Origin of the sequence: Sphaerisporangium sp. NPDC051017 (assembly GCF_040683095.1) — a bacterium.
In the GTDB taxonomy this organism is placed as follows: Bacteria; Actinomycetota; Actinomycetes; order Streptosporangiales; family Streptosporangiaceae; genus Sphaerisporangium.
Genome location: NZ_JBFBCI010000063.1, coordinates 19,744 through 41,271 on the forward strand (window position 1 = coordinate 19,744; position 21,528 = coordinate 41,271).

Sequence of the window (21,528 nt, forward strand, 5' to 3'; positions counted from 1 at the left end):
TCCATGACAAGAGACGATTTTTAGGTCTACGTTACTTTTGTGGGCTATGTCCGTGATCTAGCTGTTTCGAGTGGATCGTGGATTTTGGCGTGCCCGTCGGCGGGTCAGGCCGCGGTGATCCCGCCGTCGACGGGGATGATCGCGCCGGTGAGGTACGCCCCGGCGCGCGACGCCAGGTAGATCGCCGCCCCGGCCATGTCGTCCGGGCGCCCGATGCGGCCGAGCGGGACGTGCGACTCGATCACGGCGCGCGCGGCGGGGTCGTCCAGCGCGTAGGCCATCATCTTGGACTCGAACGGGCCGGGCGCGATGGCGTTCACCGTGATGAACTCCGGGGCGAGCTTGATCGCCAGGTGGCGGGTGAGCATGTGGACGCCCGCCTTGGCGGCCGAGTACGCGTAGTTCTCGACGACCGGCACCCGCAGCCCGTCCACCGACCCGATGTTGATCACCCGCGCCGGGTCGTCGGCGGAGGCCGACGCGCGCAGCAGCGGCAGGAACCGCGTGGTCAGGAAGAAGACGCCCTTGACGTTGATGTCCCAGAGCTTGTCGAACGCGTGCCCGGGGTACTCCTCCAGCGGCGCGCCCCAGGTGGCGCCCGCGTTGTTCACCAGCACGTCCAGCCGGTCCTCGCGCCCGGCGACCGTCCCCACCAGGGTCTCGACGCCCTCGGCCGTCGACAGGTCGGCCGGCACCGCGACGCAGCCGAGCTCGGCGGCGGTCTTCTCGACCTCGGCCGCCTTACGCGAGGAGATGTAGACGCTCGCGCCCGCGGCCACGAAGCCCGCGGCGATCATCTTGCCGATGCCGCGGGAGCCGCCGGTGACGACGACCGTCTTGCCTTCCACCGAGAACAGTGTCATATAACCCGATGATGCCTTACGGCTGGATCCGCGTCATCCGTCGAGCCGGTTGTATGAGCCGCGGAAGAACACCAGCGGCCCCCGGTCGGCGTGCGCGCCCAGGTCGTGGACGCGGGCGACGACGATGATGTGGTCCCCGGCGATGTGCTCGGCCTCGATCGAGCAGTCGATCCACGCGAGGGTCTCGTCGATGAGAGGGTGCCCGCCGGGGGAGAAGGTCCAGGCGAGGCCCGCGAACTTGTCCGGGCCCCTCGCCGCGAGCTGCCTGCTGACGTCCTCGTGGTGCTCGGCCAGGACGTTCACGCACATGCGGCCGGCCGACCGCAGTCTCGGCCAGGTGGTGCTGGTGTGGGCGACGCAGAACGCGACCAGCGGCGGGTCGAGGGACACCGAGGTGAAGGAGTTGGCGGCGATGCCGCAGGGCTCGCCGGTGGCCGGGTCGATGGCCGTGATCGCGACGACGCCGGTGGCGAAGCGGCCGAGAATGTTCCTGAAGTGGCGGGAGTCGACGGCTGCCGCTGTGTCGCCCGCCGTGTTGCCCGCTGTGTTGCCCGCTGTGGCGCCCGCGCGCCTGTCAGGGGGAACGGGAGCCAGTAGGGAGGGCGGGTCCTCGCGTACGGCACCGGGATGCCCGTGGGCGGTGACCGCCCCATGCGGCGTGGCCAGCCGTGCCGCTGGGGTGCTCATCGTCGTACTCGCCTCCGAATTGGCTCTGTCTCCGCGACCAGCATGCAACCTCAACGGTGGTTCAGGTCAAGGGCGGGATGACGGAGTGGGGCCCGCCGCGCCCGCCGATCACGCCGGTGACGCCGCCTCGATTTGGCCAAGCACTTGCTTGCTTTAATGGTCCCGGAGGTGGCGTGATCAGCGCCGTTGGGAGCGAGGTCGCGTCCGAGACAGACCCTAGGGGGATGGGGTCGGCGCCGGCGCGGCAGGGGGCGGTGTCGGATATACCGCATTATCCGAGAACAGCCCACTCAGACGCCCGTAACCACCCCCTACGCCCCGTCCGCCGCCCGGCCGGCGGGTCGGTGGCACGCGGCCGAAGCACCCCGCGGGCGCCTCGGCATGCGCCATTCGGAAGTGTCTGGAAAGTTCCTAACCTGAAGGACCGATTCCCCCACCCGCGGGTTGACGGTCACCGCGGTGCCGGACCACCGTGATGCCGGCGGCGGACGCGTCGAGCCGGAGACGAGGGACCCAGGACCCTGGTCCCCCGGAAAAACGAAAACGTGTCCTGGCGGGCGTGGGGGACCCGCCAGGACACGTTCGCCCCGGCGCGACTTCCAGGACCCCGGCGAGGGTTGGGGTCCTGGCCGCCGTTCATCGCACGGAGTCTGTGGGAGGCTCCTCGCCGAGTTCGCGCGGCCCTTCGGCCTGGGCGCGTTCGTCGGCGGGCCTTCGCAGATGGCGCTTCACGAGCTGGGCCGCGCCGACCGGATCGGCCGCCGGATGCGTGACGGTGAGGCCGTCCTCGTTCCAGACGAACGAGCCCTTCCTGCACCAGACGGTCAGCCCGGTCGTGACCGAGAGCACCGACATCCCGTTGCCGCTGCTCTGGTAGGTGTGCGTGAACCCCTCCCGATGCAGCGCGTAGCGCAGTAGGCGCGTCGCCTCGCGCGGATCATGCCAGGGCAGATACGGCGTGCCCGCCCGGACTGCCAGCACAGGCCCTCACCCCCTCGCCGGCCCTTTGATGGATTTGTACCAACGTTTGGATAATGCGGGGTGGAGACGCTTGGGTCAAGGGGTTGTTTGCTGTCAGATCGAGATCGTCTAGATTCGTAGGTACAAAAGGACGGAACCGTAGGTGAGATTTGGCACGGTCGACGCTGTATCAGCAGGTGGCCGGCGAGCTGCGCAGGGCCATCTATTCCGGTGAGCTCGGGCCGGGCGCCCAGCTACCGACGGAGATGGACCTCATGGACAGCCATGAGGTCAGCCGAAACACGGTACGCCTCGCGCTGGCCGAACTCGAGAACGAGGGTCTCATCACGCGGATGCGGCGCCGCGGCAGCTTCGTCCGCGACCGCCGCGCGCTGCTCATGCGCCCGCAGGACGAGCTGGGCGCCTCGCCCGGAGTGCTGCGCCGGGAGGCGTTCGCCGAGGCCGTCACCAAGGAGGGCCGCAAGCCCGGACAGGAGATCCAGGTCTCCATCGTCCGGCCGCCCGAGGAGATCGCCGCCCGTCTCGAGCTGGAGGAGCACGCCTTCGCGGTGGTGCGCCGCCGCCTGCGGTACGTCGACGACCAGCCGTACAACACCAACGATTCGTACTTCCCGCACGCGCTCGTCCAGGACTCGGAGATCGCGCGGCCCGCGGACATCACCCGCGGCGCCAACCGCGTCCTGGAGGAGCTGGGCCACCGGCAGGTCCGCGTTGTGGACGACATTTCCGCGCGTATGCCGACTCCCGAGGAATCATCGCGCCTGCAACTCGAACCGGGTACCCCCGTCGTCGTCTATGTCCGGGTCGGATACGACCGTGAGGACGCCCCGGTCCGGGTCGCCGTGTCGGTACTGCCCGCCGACAAGCATCTGATCAGGTACGAGCTCGAACTGAGCTGACCTCGCGCGCGCCGCCCATGTGGTGACGCGGCCGCGCGGGCCCGCCGTGGGGGCGGGCAAAGGCCGCATTCCGGCTGACGCGCCGGCCGCGCGCGCCGGGCCCATCGCGCACGATTCGCCCGCCCGGCTCGCCGGCTCTGCGGCGAACGCCGTTCGCGCCGCTCTTCACTGAGAAAGCCGCACGCCCTCCATCGGACACCCTCCGTGCCCGAGGCGTCACCCACGGCGACGAAAGGATCGATCATGTTCCGCGACACCTTCGACCGTGCCGAGTCCCTCAGCTCTCTCGGCTCCCTGGGCTCCCTGACCCTCCGTACGGCCACCCTCGACGACCTTCCCGGCGTCCTCGCGCTCCTGGCGGAGACGGCGGGCTGGCTGAACGGCCGCGGCATCCGGCAGTGGCCGGCCGGCGGGTTCCCCGCCGCGCGGATCGAGCCGCTGATCGCCGCGGGCACGCTGTACGTGCTGGAAGGCGCTGGCGCCGCTGCCGGTGCCGACGGCGAGGATTTCGAGAACGGCGAGGACGGGCCCGCGGCCACCATGGCGCTGGACGACCACGCCGACCCCGAGTTCTGGCGGCGCTCCGACCACCCGGAGACGGCCCTGTACGTCCACAAGCTCGCGGTCAGGCGGGCCTTCTCGGGACGGGGGCTCGGAGAGACGCTGCTCGACTGGGCGGCGCTGCGCGTGGCGGCCGGCGGCCGGCGGTGGCTGCGGCTGGACTGCTCCAAGGACAACCCCGCGCTGCAGGGCTACTACAGCAAGATCGGGTTCCGTCATGTCCGGACGGTGGACCTGCCCCATCGGGCCTCCGGCGCGTTGTTCCAGCGGGCCGCCGACCCGACCGCGCACGCCGTGCCGCGCGCCCGCCGGCGGGTTCCGTCGCACGTGCGCGTCCGATGAGATCCGGTCAGATCCAAACACCCTCGCCTACCTGGGAAAGATCCTCTTTGACCGTCCAATCCCGGACAGGTGAGGGCCTGTGGGTGGTAGCGGTCTAACTCCGGACATGAGGGTCCGATAACCTCTGGACCCATGACCGGATCGCTGCTTGAGGTGATCGCGATGGACGTGCGCGACGCCGTGGCCGCAGAGGAGGGCGGCGCGGACCGCTTGGAGATCGTGGCCGACATCTCGGTGGGCGGGCTCACCCCGGCCCCCGAGACCGTCGCGGCGATCGCCAAGGAGTCCGCGCTGCCCCAGATGGTGATGCTCCGGTGCAACGCGGGCTACACCGTCGGCCCCGAGGAGCTGGAAGGTCTGGAACGGGACGTGCGCGCCCTCACGGAGGCGGGGGCGGCCGGGTTCGTCTTCGGCTTCCTCGACCAGGAGGGCGCGGTCGACCTCGCCGCGACCGAGGCCCTCATCCACGCGGTGGCCCCTCTGCCCTGGACGTTCCACCGCGCGGTGGACAACGCCGCCGACGTGCAGGCGAGCTGGCGGGCTGTACGCCTGCTGCCCAACCTCGCCACCGTGCTGACCTCCGGCGCGCCGTCGGGCATCGCCGCCGGGCTGCCCGTGCTGCGCTCGCGGGCCGAGGCGGGCGACGCCCCGATCATCCTCGCCGGAGGCGGGCTCCAAGCCCACGTGGTGCCCCCGCTGCTGGACTACGGCGTCCGCGCCTTCCACGTGGGCGTCGCCGTGCGCGAGTCCTGGTCGCACCCCGTGGACGCCGAGCGGGTGCGGCGCTGGCGGCACCTCGTGGACACGATCTGACGTGCGCCTGACCCTGGGCGACCAGCCGCGCGTCGTCCCCGGGTTCGCTCTGGCCTTCGCCGAGCAGGAAGGGAGCTACCCCGGCCCGCCGGCGTCCTGGCAGCCCGTGCACACGGTGTACGTGCCCGCCCACCGCTTCGGCCGCGACATCGTCCGGGCCTGGGGAGAGACGGCCCTCGGCCTGCTGGAGTCCCACCTCCCCGGCGACGCCGCGCTCACCGACGTCTTCGGCGTGCCGCCCGGCGCCCTCGCCGCCGACGTGCGCCGCCGCGTGGCGCGCAAGCTGGCGGCCGAGCCCGTCGAGGACCTGCGCGTCGACTTCGAGGACGGGTACGGCGTCCGTCCCGGCGAGGAGGACGCCCACGCGGACGCCGCCGCGGAGGCCGTCGCCGCCATGAGCGCCGAGGGGACGCTGCCGCGCCGCTGGGGCCTGCGGGTCAAGTCGTTCGCGGACGGTGACCCCGCGCGGGCCGTGCGCACGCTGGACGGCTTCCTGACGGGCGTGACGGACCGGGCCGGGCAGCTTCCGCCCGGTTTCACGGTCACCTTCCCTAAAGTCCTTATGGAGGCGTATCTGGGGCAGTTCGCCGCAGTCCTCGCCTCCCTGGAGGGCGGCCTGGGGCTCGCGGCGGGGACACTGCGGTTCGAGATGCAGGTCGAGGCGCCGCAGACCGTCCAGTTCCTGGCCCGCTCGCCGGATCTCGTCCCCTCGCTGGGCGGGCGCCTGGCGGCGGCGCACTTCGGCGTGTTCGACTACACCGCCGCCTGCGGCCTCCCGCCGGAGGAACAGCGTCTCGACCACCCGGTGTGCGACCACGCGCGCGAGGTCATGCGGGTCGCGCTCGCGGGCACCGGGGTCGAGCTGTCGGACGGCTCGCTCGCCGCCTCGCCCGCCTCCGACGACACCCGCGACGTCCACGCGCTGTGGCGCGCGCACGCCGGGATGGTGCGCCACTCGCTGCGCCACGGCTTCTACCAGGGCTGGGACATGCACCCCTCACACCTGGTCAGCCGGTACGCGACCGTGTACGCCTTCCACCTCGCCCGCCGCGACGCCTACGCGGAACGCGTGAGCGCGTGGGAGGCGCGGCGGGACGCGGGCGGCGGCGTGATGGACGAGCCCGCGACGATCAAGACGCTGGCCGCCGCGCTGCGCCGCGCCCGCCTCGCCCTCGGCGACGACTGATCGACGACTGATCGACCGACCGGGGCCCACGACCGAGCCCACGACCGGGCACGGCGCGGGCGCTTCACACGATGGGCACGGCCGGGGGGGTGCGCCCGCAGGCCGCGAACATGGCGGGCCGCCCGACCAGCTTGACGTGCTCGCCGCGCCCGAGCGACGCGGCCAGCGCCGCCTCCGCGCCCTCGATGGCCAGCCAGTCGTCGTAGGTGATCGGCGAGATCCCGCGCGCGGCCAGCAGATCGTCCAGCCGGACGGCCGGGCCGGGGCGGCCGGGGCGCGCGGCGAGGTCGGCCAGCAGCGTGCGGACGGTCTCGGCGGCGTCGGACTTGTTGGTGCCGATGACGCCCGTCGGGCCGCGCTTGAGCCACCCGGCGACGTACTGCCCCTCGCCGACCCGCCCGGCGACGTTCGGCACGGTCATGGTCGCGGTGTCGAACGGCACGCCCGGCAGCGGGACGCTCTGGTAGCCCACCGAGCGCAGCACCATGCCCACCGGGATCGTCTCGTACTCGCCGGTGCCGGTGACCCGCCCGTCCACCAGGCGGGTGCGCTCCAGCCGCAGCGCCTCCACCCGGGTCGTGCCGAGGATCTCGACCGGGCGCAGCCAGAACCGGACCTCCAGGCGGCGCGGACGCCCCTCGGACGCGCGCGCCGACCACGAGCGCAGCACCTCGACGTTGCCCCGGACCTGCCGCGGCAGCCCTTCCAGGTCGCCCGTGCGGGCCTCTTCGGGGCGGACCCGGACGTCGCAGTTGGCCAGCTCACCGAGCTCGCGCAGCTCCTTGAGCGTGAACTTGGCGTGCTCGGGGCCGCGCCTGCCGATCATGTGGATGCCCGTGACCTGGCTCTTGGCCAGCCGCCCGAGGACCTCCTCGGGCACGTCGGTCGGGCGCAGCTCCTCGGCGGCCTTGGCGAGGACGCGCACGACGTCCACGGCGACGTTGCCGACGCCGATCACCGCGACCTCGGGGGTGCTGAGCGAGTCCAGGGAGAAGGTGTCCGGCGGCACGTCCGGGTGGCCGCAGTACCAGTTCACGAAGTCGGTCGCGGCCACGCTGCCCGGAAGGTCCTCTCCGGGGATGCCCAGGTGACGGTCCACCATGGCGCCGGTGCAGTAGACCACCGCGTCGTAGCTCGCGGTCAGCTCCTCGACGGTGACGTCCGAGCCGAGTTCGATCCCGCCGAGGAACCGCACCGCGGGCAGTTCCAGCACCCGCCGCAGGTAGCCGGCGATCGACTTGATCGAGGTGTGGTCGGGGGCGACGCCGTATCTCACCAGGCCGTACGGGGTCGGGAGGCGGTCCAGCACGTCGATCTCGACGGGCTCGCCCGCCTGCTTCGTCAGCGCCTCGGCCGTGTAGATGCCGGCCGGACCCGATCCCACGATCGCCACGCGCAGCGACATGTGGCCTCCTAAGCGGGGCATCACACCCCGCATCGTCTTGGAGCGATTCTCGCGGAACACGATCGTCCCGGCCAGACTCGCGCGCCGGAGGTCATCGAGATGACGCGGCCCGGTCACCTCCGAGGCACGGAGCGTCCGGGGGAGGGAGCCGCGTGCTCACATGCCCAGCCTATGGAGGGCGGGGGGCGCGTGGGGCGTGGCGCGCCGAGATCTTGTGGCGCGGGAACGACGGCGTGTGGGGCCGTGTGGGGCCGTTATCGGGGCGAGGACGGACGCCGGACTCGATAGCCTGTATACCTGTCAACCCGCGACCGAGGAGTAGCCGTGCTGCTGCGTATGTCCACCCTGTTCCTTCGCACCCTGCGTGAGGATCCGGCGGACGCGGAGGTGCCGAGCCACAAACTGCTCGTCCGCGCCGGCTACGTCCGCCGCGTCGCCCCGGGCATCTACTCCTGGCTGCCCCTCGGCAAGATCGTCCTGGAGAACGTCGCGCGCGTGGTGCGCGAGGAGATGAACGCGATCGGCGGCCAGGAGGTGCTGTTCCCCGCGCTGCTGCCCCGCGAGTACTACGAGGCCAGCGGCCGCTGGGTCGAGTACGGTGACACGCTGTTCCGGCTGAAGGACCGCAAGGGCGCCGACTACCTCCTGGGTCCCACCCACGAGGAGCTGTTCACCGACATGGTCAAGGGGGAGTACTCCTCCTACAAGGACTATCCGGTCATCCTTTATCAAGTCCAGACGAAGTACCGCGACGAGGCGCGTCCCCGGGCAGGCATCCTGCGCGGCCGTGAGTTCCTCATGAAGGACTCCTACTCCTTCGACCTCGACGACGACGGGCTCAAGCGCTCCTACGAGCTGCACCGCGAGGCGTACATCAAGCTGTTCGACCGGCTCGGCATCAGCTACAAGATCGTCTTCGCGGTCTCCGGCGCCATGGGCGGCTCGGCGTCCGAGGAGTTCCTCGCGTCCGCCCCCACCGGCGAGGACACCTTCGTGGCCTGCCACAACTGCGGGTTCGCCGCCAATGCCGAGGCCGTCGTCACCCCCGCGCCCAAGGCCGTAACCACCGGGCACCCCGCCCTGGAGGTGCTCGACACGCCGGACACCCCGACCATCGAGTCGCTGGTCTCCTTCGTCAACGAGCGGTACGGCCTCGGCGTCACCGCCGCCGACACGCTGAAGAACATCGTGGTCAAGGTGCGCACGCCCGGCTCCGACGAGACCGAGACGCTGATCGTCGGCCTGCCCGGCGACCGCGAGGTCGACTTCAAGCGCCTGGAGGCCTCGCTCTCCCCGGGCATCCCCGAGATCTTCGAGGCCGCCGACTTCGAGCGCCACCCCGGCCTCGTGCGCGGCTACATCGGCCCGCAGATCCTCAAGGAGCTCGGCATCCGCTACCTGGTGGACCCGCGCGTCGTGGCGGGCACCTCCTGGGTCACCGGCGCCAACGAGCCCGGCAGGCACGCGGCGCACGTCGTGGCCGGGCGCGACTTCGAGGCCGACGGCACGATCGAGGCGGCCGAGGTCCGCGCGGGCGACGACTGCCCCCGCTGCGCCCACCCGCTGTCCATCGACCGCGGCATCGAGATCGGCCACATCTTCCAGCTCGGCCGCAAGTACGCCGACGCCGCGTCCCTCGACGCGCTCGGCCCCGACGGGAAGCCGATCCGCGTCACCATGGGCTCCTACGGCGTGGGCGTCTCGCGCGCCGTGGCCGTCCTCGCCGAGCAGAAGCACGACGAGCTGGGCCTGGTCTGGCCGCGCGAGGTCGCGCCCGCCGACGTCCACATCGTCGGCACCGGCAAGGAGAACCAGGTCGAGGTCGCGGTGAGGCTCGCCGAGGAGCTCGAGGCCAAGGGGCTGCGCGTGCTCGTGGACGACCGCGCCGCGGTCTCGCCGGGGGTGAAGTTCAAGGACGCCGAGCTGCTGGGCGTCCCCACCATCCTGATCATCGGCCGCGGGCTCGCGCAGGGGGTCGCCGAGCTGCGCGACCGCGCGAGCGGGGTCAAGGAGGAGATTCCTCTGTCCGAGGCCGTCGCGCGGGTGCTGGCCGCCGCGGCGCCGGAGGCCTGAGCCTTCTCCGTCCGAAACGCGTTTGGCGAACGTGGAATTATCGCGACAAGTCCGGCTGGCCAAGGGAAACCGGCGGCGGAGTGATCGGCTGCGGGGGCGGCGTGGCGCCCACCGGAGCGGTCCAGCCGGGCAGGTCCGCGATGGCCGGACGCCAGCCGTACCCCCGGACCGCCGACTCCTGCATCGCCAGGGCCGCCAGCCGGCGCAGCGAGGCGTCCTCGACCGCGGCCAGCTCCAGGTAGGCGGCGGTGACGCGGTCCTCCACCAGGGCCGCCAGGCGCGCGGCGTCGGCGGCGGCGTTCACCGGGAACGGCAGGTCATAGGCCGCGCCGGACTCCGACGGCGTGCCGCCCCTGGCCGCGATCAGCCCGCGGAGCTGGTCGCGCCGGGCGCGGTGGGCGTTGTAGCCGTCCGTCGCCGAGGACCGCTGCCGGCCGCTCGTGCGCGCGCCCACGAAGCCGTACGCGTACACGGCGGCGTGCTCGGCGTCCAGCACCTTGTTGAGGGCGTTCAGGGCGTTGAGAGTGCCCGGCGGCTGCGGCGCGCCGGTCACGACACCCTCGCCAGGGCGGCGGCGTGCGCGGCCTCGCAGGCGCCGATGCAGGCCAGAAGCTGCGCCAGCGCGGGGGAGACGTCGCCGATCTGGCGCGGGCGGGTGGCCGCGGCCTTGCGTTCGGCCTCGCGCAGCCTGCCGATCGAGATCTTGCCGGGCGAGGCGGACCCCGTGGGTGACGGCGTGGGCCCCGACGGCGTGGGAGTCGCGGGCATCGGCGACCTCGGCAGGCGGCGGCGCAGCTCGGCGATGTGGGCCTCGTGGCGCCGCTGGAAGGGCAGCAGCACGGCCGCGGCCTTGGACCCGGGCGCGGCGGCCTGCCGGTAGAGGGCGACGATGCGCTCCTTGTCGGCGATGACCTTGGTCACCAGGACGGTCTCGGGGTCGGGCGTGGCGGGGCCGGAAGGGGCGGTGCCCCCGTGCCCGTTCTGCCCGGTGGAACAGCCGGCGACGGCCGCGGCGACCGCCCCCGCGGCGGTGCCGCGCAGCACCGCGCGCCGGGACACGGCACGCTGACGCACGGCACCTCCCGTGGATGACGGCTTTTGCTGGCTTGGCACATAGCATCGTACGGCGCATCACCCGGTGGGTGACCGAGTGGCGCTCTTTCCGCGTCCTGGTGTCGATAGGCTGGTGAACCGTTGGGGCGAGGTACACCTTTGGCCGCCGTGCCCGGATGGCCGATAATCAATGGGAGGTCAGCATGGGCGCCGATGCTCGACGCGACCGCCTGATCAAGCTTCTCGAGCCCGTCGTCGCCGTCGAGGGCCTCGATCTGGAGGGCGTCACGGTGACGCCCGTCGGCAAGCGGCGGCTCCTGCGCATCGTCGTCGACGGCGACGGCGGCGTGAGCCTCGACAAGGTCGCCGACGTCAGTAAGCTCGTCTCCAAGGCGCTCGACGAAAGCGACGCGATGGGCGGCGGCCCGTACGTCCTGGAGGTCAGCTCGCCCGGGGTCGACCGCCCGCTGACCGAGCCGCGCCACTGGCGCAGGGCCAAGGGCAGGCTGGTGAAGGCCGACCTGCGCGACGGCACCACGGTCGAGGGCCGCGTCCTGTCGGCCGAGGAGGCCGGGGTCAAGCTCTCGGTGGGCGGCGCGGCGCGTCTGTTCGCCTGGGAGGAGCTCACCAAGGGGCGGGTCCAGGTCGAGTTCAACCGGCCGGACGGCTTGGACGGCCTGGAAGACGACGCGGACGACATAGATGACGACGCCGACGAGACCGACGACGTGGACGACGAAGACGAAGACGAAGAACACGACGCCGGCGACGACGGCGCCAAGGGCTAAGGGGGAGCCTTGTGGACATTGACATGAGCGTCCTGCGCAGCCTTGAGCGGGAGAAGGACATCTCCTTCGACCTGGTCGTCAAGGCGATCGAGGACGCGCTGCTCATCGCCTACCACCGCACCGAGGGCGCGGCGGGCAAGGCGCGTGCCGAGCTGGACCGCCAGTCCGGCCACGTGAGCATCTGGGCCTCCGAGCTGGACGAGGACGGCCAGGTGATCCGGGAGTACGACGACACCCCGGGCAACTTCAGCCGCATCGCCGCGACCACCGCCAAGCAGGTCATCCTGCAGCAGCTCAGGAACGCCGAGGACGAGATCAACTTCGGCGAGTTCGCGAGCCGCGAGGGCGAGCTGGTGGCGGGCGTCATCCAGCAGGGCAAGGACCCCCGCGTGGTGCTGGTCGACCTCGGCAAGATCGAGGCGATCCTGCCGCACAACGAGCAGGTCCCCGGTGAGGAGTACGTCCACGGCGAGCGGCTGCGCTGCTACGTCGTGCAGGTGAAGAAGGGGCACAAGGGTCCCTCGGTCACGCTGTCGCGCACCCACCCGAACCTGGTGAAGAAGCTGTTCGCCCTGGAGGTCCCCGAGATCGCCGACGGCACCGTCGAGATCGCGGCCATCGCCCGGGAGGCCGGCCACCGCACCAAGATCGCGGTCCGCTCGCGCCGGGGAGGCGTCAACGCCAAGGGCGCCTGCATCGGCCCGATGGGGTCGCGGGTCCGCAACGTGATGACCGAACTGCACGGCGAGAAGATCGACATCATCGACTGGTCGGAGGACCCGGCCGAGTTCGTCGGGAATGCCCTGTCGCCCGCGCGGGTTTCCCATGTCGAGGTGATCGACCTGGACGGGCGCGTGGCGCGGGTCACGGTGCCCGACTACCAGCTCTCGCTCGCGATCGGCAAGGAGGGGCAGAACGCCCGCCTCGCCGCTCGCCTCACCGGGTGGCGCATCGACATCCGTCCCGACACCCAGGCCGCGGCGGCCGGGGACGTCCGGGTATCCGGAGATACGGGGAATACGGGGAATGCCGTCGGTCCCGCCGATGCCTCCACAAGGTAAGCTTGAATACGGTGGCCGGGCGGCCCCTCTCAGAACATGTGTGGGCTGCCGGGTTCGCACGGTAAAGTCCGAGCTGCTCCGCCTGGTGGTGGTCGAGAACGAGATCGTTCCCGACCAGCGAGGCCGGTCGCATGGCCGCGGTGCGTATGTGCATCCGGCTCTGCGCTGCCTGGAGCTCGCCGAACGTCGCCGGGCGTTCCCGCGTGCGTTTCGCACGACGGGGCCGCTCGACGCGGCGTGCGTGCGGGCTTGTCTCGCGGGGCTTGACGCCGAATAGGACCGGGTGAATGGTTACCAACTGTCATGTAGGACGCCGAGTCGATGGGCGGGTCAGATAGCGATGAGCGCCTGATGAGCATGCGGCGATGAGTACGTCTAGGTAGCGACGGTCCGGCGGCACAGCCTCCCGGGCCGAGTTAGGGAGTGCAGTGGCGAAGGTCCGAGTCTACGAACTCGCCAAGGAGTTCGGAGTCGAGAGCAAGGTCGTGATGGCCAAGCTCCAAGAAATGGGCGAGTTTGTACGATCGGCGTCTTCAACGATAGAGGCGCCGGTGGTCCGCAAGCTTACGGAGGCGTTCAACAGGGGCTCCTCCGATTCCAGGGGCGGCGACAGGTCGTCCAGGGCGCCGAAGGCGTCCCCCCGTCCGGGCCCGAGCCCGGCCGGCAACGGTGCGACACCCGGCCAGGCGGCTCCGCGCCCCGGCCCGCGTCCCGGTCCCGGGCCGCGCCCCGGTCCCGGCAACATCGCGCCGCGTCCGCCCGTTCCGATGCCCCATGTCAACCAGCCGGTCAACCAGCAGCCGGCGCAGGAGGCCCCTCGCCCGGCGCCGCGTCCCGAGGCTCCCCGCCCGGCCGCGCCGCGCCCCGAGGTCCCGCGTTCCGAGGCTCCGCGGTTCGAGGCGCCGCGCACCGAGGCGGCACGCTCCGACGCGCCGCGTTCCGAGACGCCCCGCCCGGCGGCCCCGGGCGCCCGTCCCGGCCCCGGTCCGAAGCCCGGCCCGCGTCCCGGCCCCGGGCCGCGTCCGGCGGGCTCCTCGGCTCCCGGCGGAGGCGCCCCCGGTGGCGCCCCGGCGGGTCCCAGGTCCGGAGCCCCGTCGTCCGGCGCGCCGCGTCCGGGCGGCCCGAAGCCGGGCCCGCGCGGCCCGCGCCCGGGCAACAACCCCTTCTCGTCCACCGCGAGCGGCATGGGCCAGCGCCCGCCGCGTCCGGGCCGTGAGGGCGGTGGCCCTCCCGGCCGCGACGGTGGTCCCCGTGAGGGCGGCCCCCGCGAGCCGCGCCGCGACGGCCGTGACGGTCCTCGCGAGCCGCGTCGTGACGGCGGTCCCCGCGACGGCGCGATGCCGCGTCCGCCCGGCGCCCGTCCCGGCCCGCCCGGTGCGGGTGGCCCGCGTCCGGGCCCGGTGCCCGGCCCGCGGCCCGGCGGCGCTCCCGGTGCGGGTGGTCCCCGTCCCGGTGGCCCGCGTCCGAACCCGATGATGATGCCTTCCCGTCCGCTCGGCCCCGGTGGGGGCGGAGGTGGCGGTGGCGGTGGCGGCGGCGGTCGTCCCGGTGGCGGCGGTGGCCGTCCCGGCGGTGGCGGCGGCGGTCGTCCCGGTGGCGGCGGTGGCGGTCCTCGTCCTGGTGGCGGCGGCTTCGCCGGTCCGCGCACGGGTGCGGGCGGTCGTCCCGGCGGCGCCGGAGCCGGTGCCGGCACCGGTGGCGGCGGTGGTTTCGCCGGTCGTCCCGGCGGTGGCGGCGGTCGCGGCCGTGGTGGTGGCACCGCGGGCGCCTTCGGTCGTCCCGGCGGGCGTCCCACGCGTGGTCGCAAGTCCAAGCGCCAGAGGCGTCAAGAGTTCGACAACATGCAGGCGCCGTCGATCGGCGGCGTGCAGGTTCCCCGCGGCACCGGCCAGACGCTGCGCCTTCCGCGCGGAGCCTCCCTGTCCGACTTCGCCGACAAGATCGGCGCGAACCCGGCGTCGCTGGTGCAGATCATGCTGCACCTCGGCGAGATGGTGACCGCCACCCAGTCGGTGAACGAGGAGACCCTGCAGCTGCTGGGCGCCGAGCTCAACTACGTCATCCAGGTCGTCAGCCCGGAGGAGGAGGACCGCGAGCTTCTCGAGTCCTTCGACATCGAGTTCGGCGAGGACGAGGGCGACGAGTCCGACCTCGCGCCGCGCCCGCCGGTCGTGACCGTCATGGGTCACGTCGACCACGGTAAGACGAAGCTGCTGGACGCGATCCGCAACACCAACGTGGTGGCCCGCGAGGCCGGCGGCATCACCCAGCACATCGGCGCCTACCAGGTGGCGACCGAGCACGAGGGCAACGAGCGGAAGATCACCTTCATCGACACCCCGGGTCACGAGGCGTTCACCGCCATGCGTGCCCGTGGTGCCCAGGCGACGGACATCGCCGTGCTGGTGGTCGCCGCCGACGACGGCGTGAAGCCGCAGACCATCGAGGCGCTCAACCACGCCCACGCGGCCGAGGTGCCGATCGTGGTCGCGGTGAACAAGATCGACAAGGAGGGCGCGGACCCGACGAAGGTGCGGGCCCAGCTCACCGAGTACGGTCTGGTGGCCGAAGAGTACGGCGGCTCGACGATGTTCGTGGACATCTCCGCCAAGGAGGGTCTCGGCATCGACGACCTGCTGGAGGCGATCCTCCTCACAGCGGACGCCGAGCTCGACCTTCGGGCGAACCCGAAGATGGACGCCCAGGGCATCGCCATCGAGGCCCACCTGGACAAGGGCCGCGGCCCGGTCGCCACGGTGCTGGTCCAGCGCGGCACGCTGCGCGTCGGCGACTCGATCGTCTGTGGCGAGGCCTTCGGCCGCGTCCGGGCGCTGCTGGATGACAACCTGCAGCCGGTCACCGAGGCCGACCCGTCGCGTCCGGTCCAGGTGCTCGGCCTCACGGCCGTCCCCGGCGCCGGTGACAACTTCATCGTCGTCAACGACGACCGCATGGCCCGGCAGATCGCCCAGCAGCGCGTGGCCCGGCAGCGCATCGCCGACATGGCGAAGTCCAGCCGCCGCCGCACGCTCGAAGAGCTGTTCCAGGACATGGAGAAGGGCAACACCGACGAGCTCAAGCTCATCATCAAGGGTGACGTCTCCGGTTCCGTGGAAGCCCTCGAGGACGCGCTGCTCAAGATCGACGTCGGCGACGAGGTCCGGCTGCGGGTGCTCCACCGCGCGGTCGGCGCCATCACCGAGTACGACGTCAACCTGGCGATCGCGGACGACAACGCCGTCATCATCGGCTTCAACGTGCGCCCCGAGGTGCGGGCGCGCGACCTGGCCGAGCGCGAGGGCGTCGACATCCGCTACTACTCGGTCATCTACCAGGCGATCGAGGAGATCGAGGCGGCCCTGAAGGGCATGCTGAAGCCGGAGTTCGAGGAGACGCAGACCGGCACGGCCGAGGTCCGCGAGGTCTTCAAGGTTCCGCGGATCGGCAACGTGGCGGGCTGTCTGGTCCGCTCGGGCACGATCACCCGCAACAGCAAGGCCCGGATCATCCGCGACGGTGTCGTCGTGGCCGACAACCTCACGGTGTCGTCCCTGCGCAGGTTCAAGGACGACGCGACCGAGGTCCGCGAGGGCTTCGAGTGCGGTATCGGCCTCGGGTACAACGACATCAAGATCGACGACGTCATCGAGACGTTCGAGATGCGGGAGAAGCCGCGCGTCTGACGGTGTGGAGGTAGCACGGCGGCGGGCGTCCGCGGGGTTCCCCTCGTGGGCCCCGCGGTCGCCCCTGCCGTGCCCTCAACCCCGTGACAAGCGGCGCCGGCCATGTACATAGGTGCTCTGACTTTGGACATCCTGCTCGGCGACGTCCATTCGCTGAAGCAGAAGCGCTCCGTGGTGCGCCCGCTCATCGCCGAGGTGCGCCGTCGGTTCCCCGCGGTCGCGGTCGCCGAGACCGGCCATCTCGACCTGCACCGCCGCAGCGAGATCGGCGTCGCCGTCGTCTCCGCCACCGCCGCCAACTGCGGCGAGGTGCTGGAGGCGTGCGAGCGGCTGGTCGCGTTCCATCCGGAGATCGAGGTCCTGTCCGCGAGACAACGGCTCTTCAACGAGGACGAAGATTAGGGCCCGCGGGAAGTCATGCTTCCCGCGGGCCGTTAAGCGAGAAAAGCGAGCAAAGAGGGGGAGCGCGATCGTGGACGCAGCACGCGCCCGTAAACTTGCGGACCGCATTCAGCAGGTCGTGGCCGAGATGCTGGAGCGGCGGATCAAGGATCCCCGCCTCGGCTTCGTCACCGTGACCGACACCCGCATCACCCCCGATCTCCGTGACGCGACCGTGTACTACACCGTGTTCGGGTCGGAGGCCGAGCGGGCGGACACCGCGGCCGCCCTGGAAAGCGCCAAGGGCATCATTCGCTCGGAGGTCGGCCGCCAGACCGGCGTCCGGCACACCCCGACGCTGACCTTCAGCCACGACCCGCTTCCCGACAACGCGCGGCACCTGGACGAGCTGCTCGCCGAGGCCCGCGCCCGGGACGAGGAGATCGCCAAGAAGGCCGAGGGCGCGGTCCACGCGGGCGAGGCGGACCCCTACCGCAGGCCCGGCGAGGAGGACGACGAGGACGGCGACGACCTCGGCGGCATGGCCGAGCCGACCATCGACAGGGCGAGGCGTACCGCACTGTGACCACCGGCACCTCATCCCACACCCCGCTCGCGCACGTCGTCCGCGAGGGCGACTGGCGGCGGGCCGCCGAGCTCGTCCGGGAGGCCCGCGAGATCGCGCTGGTCTGCCACGTCTCCCCGGACGGGGACGCGCTTGGCTCCATGCTGGGCATGGGGCTGGCCCTGCGCGCCGCCGGCAAGCGGGTGGTGGCGTCGTTCGGCGAGCGGCGGTTCTCGGTGCCGCGGCTGCTGCGGTACCTCCCCGGCCAGGACCTGCTGGTCGAGCCCGGCGACTACCCGGCCGAGCCCGACGTGATGATCAGCTTCGACGTCCCCACCCTCGACCGTCTCGGTCTGCTCGCCCCCAACGCAGGCAAGGCCCACGAGTTGATCGTGATCGACCACCACCCGTCCAACACGGGTTTCGGCAGCGTCCCGCTCGTCGACTCCGCGGCGGCCTCGACGTCCATGCTCGTGGAGGAGCTGCTCGGCCGGCTCGGGTACCCGGTGGACCGCGACATCGCCACCTGCCTGTACACGGGGCTGGTCACCGACACCGGGTCGTTCCGGCATTCCTGCACCACGCCCGCCGCCCACCACATGGCGGCCCGCCTGGTGGCGGCCGGCCTGCGCACCGACGAGATCGCGCGCGAGCTGTGGGACCGTTCCCCGTTCGCCTACCTCAAGGTGCTCGCCGCGGCCCTCGGCCGGGTGACCCTCGACCCGGCCGCCGCGGGCGGGCTCGGCATGGTGTGGACGTACGTCCCGCGCGCCGACCGCGCCGCCTACTGCCTTCCGTACGAGGAGTGCGAGGGCATCATCGACGTGATCCGCCGCACCGACGAGCCGGATGTCGCGGTCGTGCTCAAGGAGGACGACGACGGCGCCTGGCAGGTGTCCACGCGCTCCAAGGGCGGGGTCGACGTCGGCCGGGCCTGCACGGCCATGGGCGGCGGCGGCCACGTCCGGGCGGCCGGTTTCACCTCGCACGACTCCCCTGAGGAGACGGTCGCGAGATTCCGCAGCCTTCTGCGCCCCTCGGTCTGAGGCGCGCGCCGCGAATTCATCGACAAGGACGGGTCTGGCATGAGCACGACGGGCGGCACCGGAGCGGGCGAGGGCACGGCGCGGGCCAGGCGTCCCGTGCCGCCCAGCGGCCTGATCATCGTGGACAAGCCCGCCGGCTGGACGTCCCACGACGTCGTCGGCAAGATGCGGCGCCTGGCCGGCACGCGCAGGGTCGGGCACGCGGGCACCCTGGACCCGATGGCCACCGGCGTGCTCGTGGTCGGCGTCGAGAAGGCCACCCGCCTTCTCGGCCACCTCGCGCTGACCGAGAAGGGGTACGACGCGACGATTCGCCTCGGGGCCACGACCAACACCGACGACGCCGAGGGCGAGGTGCTCGCCGAGACCTCGGCAGCGGGGGTGACCGACGAGGCGATCCGCGCGGGCGTCGCCGCGCTCACCGGGCCGATCCTCCAGGTTCCGCCGCAGGTCAGCGCGATCAAGGTGAACGGCGAGCGCGCCTACAAGCGGGCCAGGGCGGGCGAGGAGGTCGCGCTCGCGGCCCGGCCTGTGACGGTCCACGCGTTCGAGGTGACCGCCGTGCGGCGTGACGGGGACGCCGTCGAGGTCGACGCCTCGGTGAGCTGCTCCAGCGGCACCTACATCCGCTCGCTGGCCCGCGACCTGGGGGAGGCGCTGGGCGTCGGCGGCCACCTGACCGCCCTGCGCCGCACGCGCGTGGGCCCGTACGACCTGTCGGTGGCCAGGACCATCGATCAGCTCGCCCAGGACTGCGCGATCCTGCCGATGGCCGAGGCGGTGGCGGCGGCCTTCCCCCGCATGGACGTCTCTGAGGAGCAGGCCCGCATGATCGGTCACGGCGGGCGCCTGCCCTCGGCCGGCCTCGGCGGCGGGCCCATCGGCGTCTTCGCTCCGGACGGCACCCTGCTCGCCCTGGTGGAGGAACACGGCAGGACGGTCAAACCGCTCGCGGTCTTCGTCCCCTGAGCGTCTCTGATTGGCTTAGCGATCCTGTGCGTTACACAGAATCAAGGCACAACGAGCTGCCCGGTATTCACCAATCGTCTTCGTGCCCTGGTGCCGGCAACTGGAGCCGCCGGCCCGTCGAGCACGTCCCTCCGGACGCTGACCGGTCAGGCGTGCACGGCCTGACCGGGGAGGGTGCCCGACGTCGCCTGGGCGCCGGGCGTGTTGGTAACAGTATGCCACGACCTAACTACGATTCGCTAATCGAATCAGAGAGCCTGTATCGGCACGCGGCGGGCAGGGATGATCGTCACGTACGACCTCCGGGGGTGTCCATGAGCGGGCGCGCTCGCCGGGTACGACACCCCGTAGTCCCCCCACTGTGCGGCTCCGGGCTCAAGCCGCCCGCCCGAGTGGGCTACTCTCGACCCCGTGTGGAGAAAATCATCCCGCACGGCAGGCGTGGTGAACGGGTACGAAGATCAGCACAGGAACGGGGTCGAGGTGCAGCGCTGGCACGGACTCGAAGACGTGCCCAGAGACTGGGGCAGGTCTGTCATCACGATCGGGGTGTTCGACGGCGTGCACCGGGGGCATCAGCGCATGGTCACGCGGGCCGTGGCCCTGGCGGCTGATCTCGGCCTCCCCTCCGTGGTGATCACGTTCGACCCCCATCCGGACGAGGTGGTGAGGCCGGGCGCGCACCCGACCCGTCTCACGACGCCCCGGCATCGCGGCGAGCTGCTCGGCGCGCTCGGTGTGGACGCGGTCTGCGTGCTGCCGTTCACGCTGGAGTTCTCCCGGATGACCCCCGACGAGTTCGTCCAGGCCGTGCTCGTCGACCGCCTGCACGCGGCGGGCGTGGTCGTGGGTGAGAACTTCAGGTTCGGCCACAAGGCCGCGGGCGACGTCGACACGCTGCGCGAGCTCGGCGAGAAGTACGACTTCGTCGCCGAGGGGGTTCCTCTGGTGACCGACGGGGAGGCGATCTCCTCCAGCTCGATCCGAGAGAGCCTGGCCTCCGGCGACGTCGCGGCGGCGGCCGAGGCGCTCGGCCGTCCCCACCGGGTGGAGGGCGTGGTCGTCCGGGGCCACCAGCGGGGCCGGGCCCTGCTCGGGTTTCCCACGGCCAACGTCGAGTCGCCCCCGTTCACGGCGATCCCGGCCGACGGCGTCTACGCGGGCTGGCTCGAGTGCGTCCAGTCGCCCTCGCCGTACGACGGTCACCGCTGGCCGGCGGCGATCTCCATCGGCACCAACCCGACGTTCGAGGGCGTCGAGCGCACGGTGGAGGCGTACGCCCTGGACCGCGACGATCTCGATCTCTACGGCGCCCATGTGGTGGTCGACTTCGCCGTGCGGCTTCGCGACACGCTGAAGTTCGACTCGATCGAGGCGCTCGTCGAGCAGATGCGCCGCGATGTCGACGAGGCCCGGCGCCTGATCGCCGGGTGATCGGCCCGGGGCGCCCGGGGTGGGGTGCGCGCATCGAGCGCGGTGGTGCCGCGTCGGTGGTAGCCTGACGTGTCGGCTCGGTTTCGGCGCGCTGCGCGCTGCCCGTCGGCATTTACGGCGACTGTAGGCGCACACGGTCGTTCGTAGACATTCGACCAGTCGCGTGCGCCCGTAGAAGATCTAAGGAGAGCCGTGTCGCTCGACACCGCCGCCAAGAAGCAGATCATCGCCGATTACGGTACCGGCGATGGGGACACCGGGTCCCCTGAGGTGCAGATCGCTCTGCTGAGCAAGCGCATCAGCGAGCTCACCGAGCACCTCAAGACCCACAAGCACGACCACCACAGCCGCCGCGGGCTGCTGCTGCTGGTCGGCCGTCGGCGCCGCCTGCTGAAGTACCTCATGAGCAAGGACATCACGCGGTACCGCACCCTCATCGAGCGGCTCGGCCTGCGTCGATAATGTGGAAGGGAGCGGCTTCCTGCCGCTCCCTCTCTCATATCAGGGCAAAGGCCACCTTGATACGGGGAAACATGGTCGGCGCGTCGTAGCGCGACCGGGCTCTGATTGAGCACACTGGCCTGATGTGATGAAAGACAACTGAACAGCCGAAGAAGTGCCCCGCGTCCGCACAGCGCTGAACACGCGCGTCCCCGTGACGCCTGCGGGCCGGTCCTCGGTAGTGGCTTCCGGATGTCGACGGCGAGGTCGCCGTACAGCCCGGGTGCTTCGATCGAA

The 21,528-nt window shown here is 71.7% G+C and carries 20 protein-coding genes and 1 pseudogene; 15 read left to right on the plus strand and 6 right to left on the minus strand.

Annotation, left to right across the window (positions count from 1 at the left end; translation table 11 throughout):
• Window positions 1-104: 104 nt before the first annotated feature.
• The 3 genes from AB0M95_RS33815 to AB0M95_RS33825 form a co-directional block, all read right to left on the minus strand.
• Window positions 105-863, minus strand: coding sequence for an SDR family oxidoreductase (locus AB0M95_RS33815; protein ID WP_363773576.1), 759 nt, complete (start codon window positions 861-863; stop codon window positions 105-107).
• 33 nt (window positions 864-896) lie between these two features.
• Entirely contained in the window at window positions 897-1,550 is a 654-nt protein-coding gene (locus tag AB0M95_RS33820) for a flavin reductase family protein (RefSeq protein ID WP_363773579.1), read from the minus strand.
• 636 nt (window positions 1,551-2,186) lie between these two features.
• On the minus strand, window positions 2,187-2,531 hold the full coding sequence (locus AB0M95_RS33825; protein ID WP_358517424.1) for a hypothetical protein: 345 nt from the start codon (window positions 2,529-2,531) through the stop codon (window positions 2,187-2,189).
• 149 nt (window positions 2,532-2,680) lie between these two features.
• Between AB0M95_RS33825 and AB0M95_RS33830 the strand changes: the two genes are divergently transcribed.
• From AB0M95_RS33830 to AB0M95_RS33845, 4 genes are all read left to right on the plus strand, one after another.
• Window positions 2,681-3,430: a GntR family transcriptional regulator gene (locus AB0M95_RS33830; RefSeq protein WP_363773582.1), complete on the plus strand. Its 750-nt coding sequence runs from the start codon at window positions 2,681-2,683 to the stop codon at window positions 3,428-3,430.
• A 243-nt stretch (window positions 3,431-3,673) separates the two neighbouring features.
• The gene (locus AB0M95_RS33835; RefSeq protein ID WP_363773585.1) at window positions 3,674-4,333 is read left to right on the plus strand and encodes a GNAT family N-acetyltransferase; all 660 of its coding nucleotides are present in this window, start codon (window positions 3,674-3,676) and stop codon (window positions 4,331-4,333) included.
• Between the two features lie 132 nt (window positions 4,334-4,465).
• On the plus strand, window positions 4,466-5,146 hold the full coding sequence (locus AB0M95_RS33840) for a copper homeostasis protein CutC (RefSeq protein WP_358517430.1): 681 nt from the start codon (window positions 4,466-4,468) through the stop codon (window positions 5,144-5,146).
• A gap of 1 nt (window position 5,147) precedes the next feature.
• Window positions 5,148-6,332: an aldolase gene (locus AB0M95_RS33845; protein ID WP_363773589.1), complete on the plus strand. Its 1,185-nt coding sequence runs from the start codon at window positions 5,148-5,150 to the stop codon at window positions 6,330-6,332.
• A 64-nt stretch (window positions 6,333-6,396) separates the two neighbouring features.
• Here AB0M95_RS33845 and AB0M95_RS33850 read toward each other — a convergent pair whose 3' ends face one another.
• Window positions 6,397-7,737, minus strand: a complete 1,341-nt coding sequence (locus AB0M95_RS33850) for an FAD-dependent oxidoreductase (protein WP_358517434.1) — start codon at window positions 7,735-7,737, stop codon at window positions 6,397-6,399.
• 324 nt (window positions 7,738-8,061) lie between these two features.
• Here AB0M95_RS33850 and AB0M95_RS33855 point away from each other — a divergent pair, with 324 nt between their 5' ends.
• Complete coding sequence (locus AB0M95_RS33855; protein ID WP_363773592.1) at window positions 8,062-9,810, plus strand: proline--tRNA ligase; 1,749 nt, start codon at window positions 8,062-8,064, stop codon at window positions 9,808-9,810.
• A 37-nt stretch (window positions 9,811-9,847) separates the two neighbouring features.
• On the opposite strand, the gene AB0M95_RS33860 is transcribed toward AB0M95_RS33855, so the two are convergent.
• Window positions 9,848-10,363, minus strand: a complete 516-nt coding sequence (locus tag AB0M95_RS33860) for a ferritin-like domain-containing protein (protein WP_358517436.1) — start codon at window positions 10,361-10,363, stop codon at window positions 9,848-9,850.
• Entirely contained in the window at window positions 10,360-10,884 is a 525-nt protein-coding gene (locus tag AB0M95_RS33865) for a hypothetical protein (RefSeq protein WP_363773595.1), read from the minus strand. Before AB0M95_RS33865 ends, AB0M95_RS33860 begins: the two co-directional genes overlap by 4 nt.
• Before the next feature lie 182 nt (window positions 10,885-11,066).
• Between AB0M95_RS33865 and rimP the strand changes: the two are divergent.
• The 10 genes and pseudogenes from rimP to rpsO all read left to right on the plus strand — a co-directional run.
• A pseudogene (gene rimP, locus AB0M95_RS33870) lies at window positions 11,067-11,525 on the plus strand (ribosome maturation factor RimP); the annotation flags it as partial.
• Between the two features lie 137 nt (window positions 11,526-11,662).
• Window positions 11,663-12,712 carry a transcription termination factor NusA gene (gene nusA, locus AB0M95_RS33875; RefSeq protein ID WP_363773598.1) on the plus strand — a complete coding sequence of 350 codons (1,050 nt, stop codon included), beginning with the start codon at window positions 11,663-11,665 and terminating at the stop codon, window positions 12,710-12,712.
• Window positions 12,696-12,989 (plus strand): YlxR family protein, encoded by a 294-nt coding sequence (locus AB0M95_RS33880; RefSeq protein WP_358518028.1) that lies wholly within the window; start codon window positions 12,696-12,698, stop codon window positions 12,987-12,989. The genes nusA and AB0M95_RS33880 overlap by 17 nt, the downstream gene beginning before the upstream one ends.
• Before the next feature lie 151 nt (window positions 12,990-13,140).
• Window positions 13,141-16,395 (plus strand): translation initiation factor IF-2, encoded by a 3,255-nt coding sequence (gene infB / locus AB0M95_RS33885; protein WP_363773601.1) that lies wholly within the window; start codon window positions 13,141-13,143, stop codon window positions 16,393-16,395.
• A gap of 102 nt (window positions 16,396-16,497) precedes the next feature.
• Entirely contained in the window at window positions 16,498-16,797 is a 300-nt protein-coding gene (locus AB0M95_RS33890) for a DUF503 domain-containing protein (protein ID WP_358517441.1), read from the plus strand.
• A 67-nt stretch (window positions 16,798-16,864) separates the two neighbouring features.
• Window positions 16,865-17,362, plus strand: a complete 498-nt coding sequence (rbfA, locus tag AB0M95_RS33895) for a 30S ribosome-binding factor RbfA (RefSeq protein ID WP_363773629.1) — start codon at window positions 16,865-16,867, stop codon at window positions 17,360-17,362.
• Window positions 17,359-18,387, plus strand: a complete 1,029-nt coding sequence (locus tag AB0M95_RS33900; RefSeq protein ID WP_358517443.1) for a bifunctional oligoribonuclease/PAP phosphatase NrnA — start codon at window positions 17,359-17,361, stop codon at window positions 18,385-18,387. Before rbfA ends, AB0M95_RS33900 begins: the two co-directional genes overlap by 4 nt.
• A 39-nt stretch (window positions 18,388-18,426) precedes the next feature.
• Window positions 18,427-19,356 (plus strand): tRNA pseudouridine(55) synthase TruB, encoded by a 930-nt coding sequence (truB, locus tag AB0M95_RS33905; RefSeq protein WP_358517445.1) that lies wholly within the window; start codon window positions 18,427-18,429, stop codon window positions 19,354-19,356.
• A gap of 483 nt (window positions 19,357-19,839) precedes the next feature.
• The gene (locus AB0M95_RS33910; protein WP_363773632.1) at window positions 19,840-20,790 is read left to right on the plus strand and encodes a bifunctional riboflavin kinase/FAD synthetase; all 951 of its coding nucleotides are present in this window, start codon (window positions 19,840-19,842) and stop codon (window positions 20,788-20,790) included.
• Window positions 20,791-20,982: 192 nt separating this feature from the next.
• Window positions 20,983-21,252 (plus strand): 30S ribosomal protein S15, encoded by a 270-nt coding sequence (gene rpsO, locus AB0M95_RS33915; RefSeq protein WP_358517447.1) that lies wholly within the window; start codon window positions 20,983-20,985, stop codon window positions 21,250-21,252.
• Window positions 21,253-21,528: the final 276 nt, after the last annotated feature.

What these genes read in the sequence shown, in the direction of transcription:
- AB0M95_RS33840 (WP_358517430.1), top strand. Translation starts at nt 4,466, where the DNA reads ATGACCGGATCGCTGCTTGAGGTGATCGCGATGGACGTGCGCGACGCC.
- AB0M95_RS33880 (WP_358518028.1), top strand. Translation starts at nt 12,696, where the DNA reads ATGCCTCCACAAGGTAAGCTTGAATACGGTGGCCGGGCGGCCCCTCTC.
- truB (WP_358517445.1), top strand. Translation starts at nt 18,427, where the DNA reads ATGAGCACGACGGGCGGCACCGGAGCGGGCGAGGGCACGGCGCGGGCC.
- AB0M95_RS33820 (WP_363773579.1), bottom strand. Translation starts at nt 1,550, where the DNA reads ATGAGCACCCCAGCGGCACGGCTGGCCACGCCGCATGGGGCGGTCACC.
- AB0M95_RS33850 (WP_358517434.1), bottom strand. Translation starts at nt 7,737, where the DNA reads ATGTCGCTGCGCGTGGCGATCGTGGGATCGGGTCCGGCCGGCATCTAC.
- AB0M95_RS33835 (WP_363773585.1), top strand. Translation starts at nt 3,674, where the DNA reads ATGTTCCGCGACACCTTCGACCGTGCCGAGTCCCTCAGCTCTCTCGGC.
- AB0M95_RS33815 (WP_363773576.1), bottom strand. Translation starts at nt 863, where the DNA reads ATGACACTGTTCTCGGTGGAAGGCAAGACGGTCGTCGTCACCGGCGGC.
- AB0M95_RS33890 (WP_358517441.1), top strand. Translation starts at nt 16,498, where the DNA reads ATGTACATAGGTGCTCTGACTTTGGACATCCTGCTCGGCGACGTCCAT.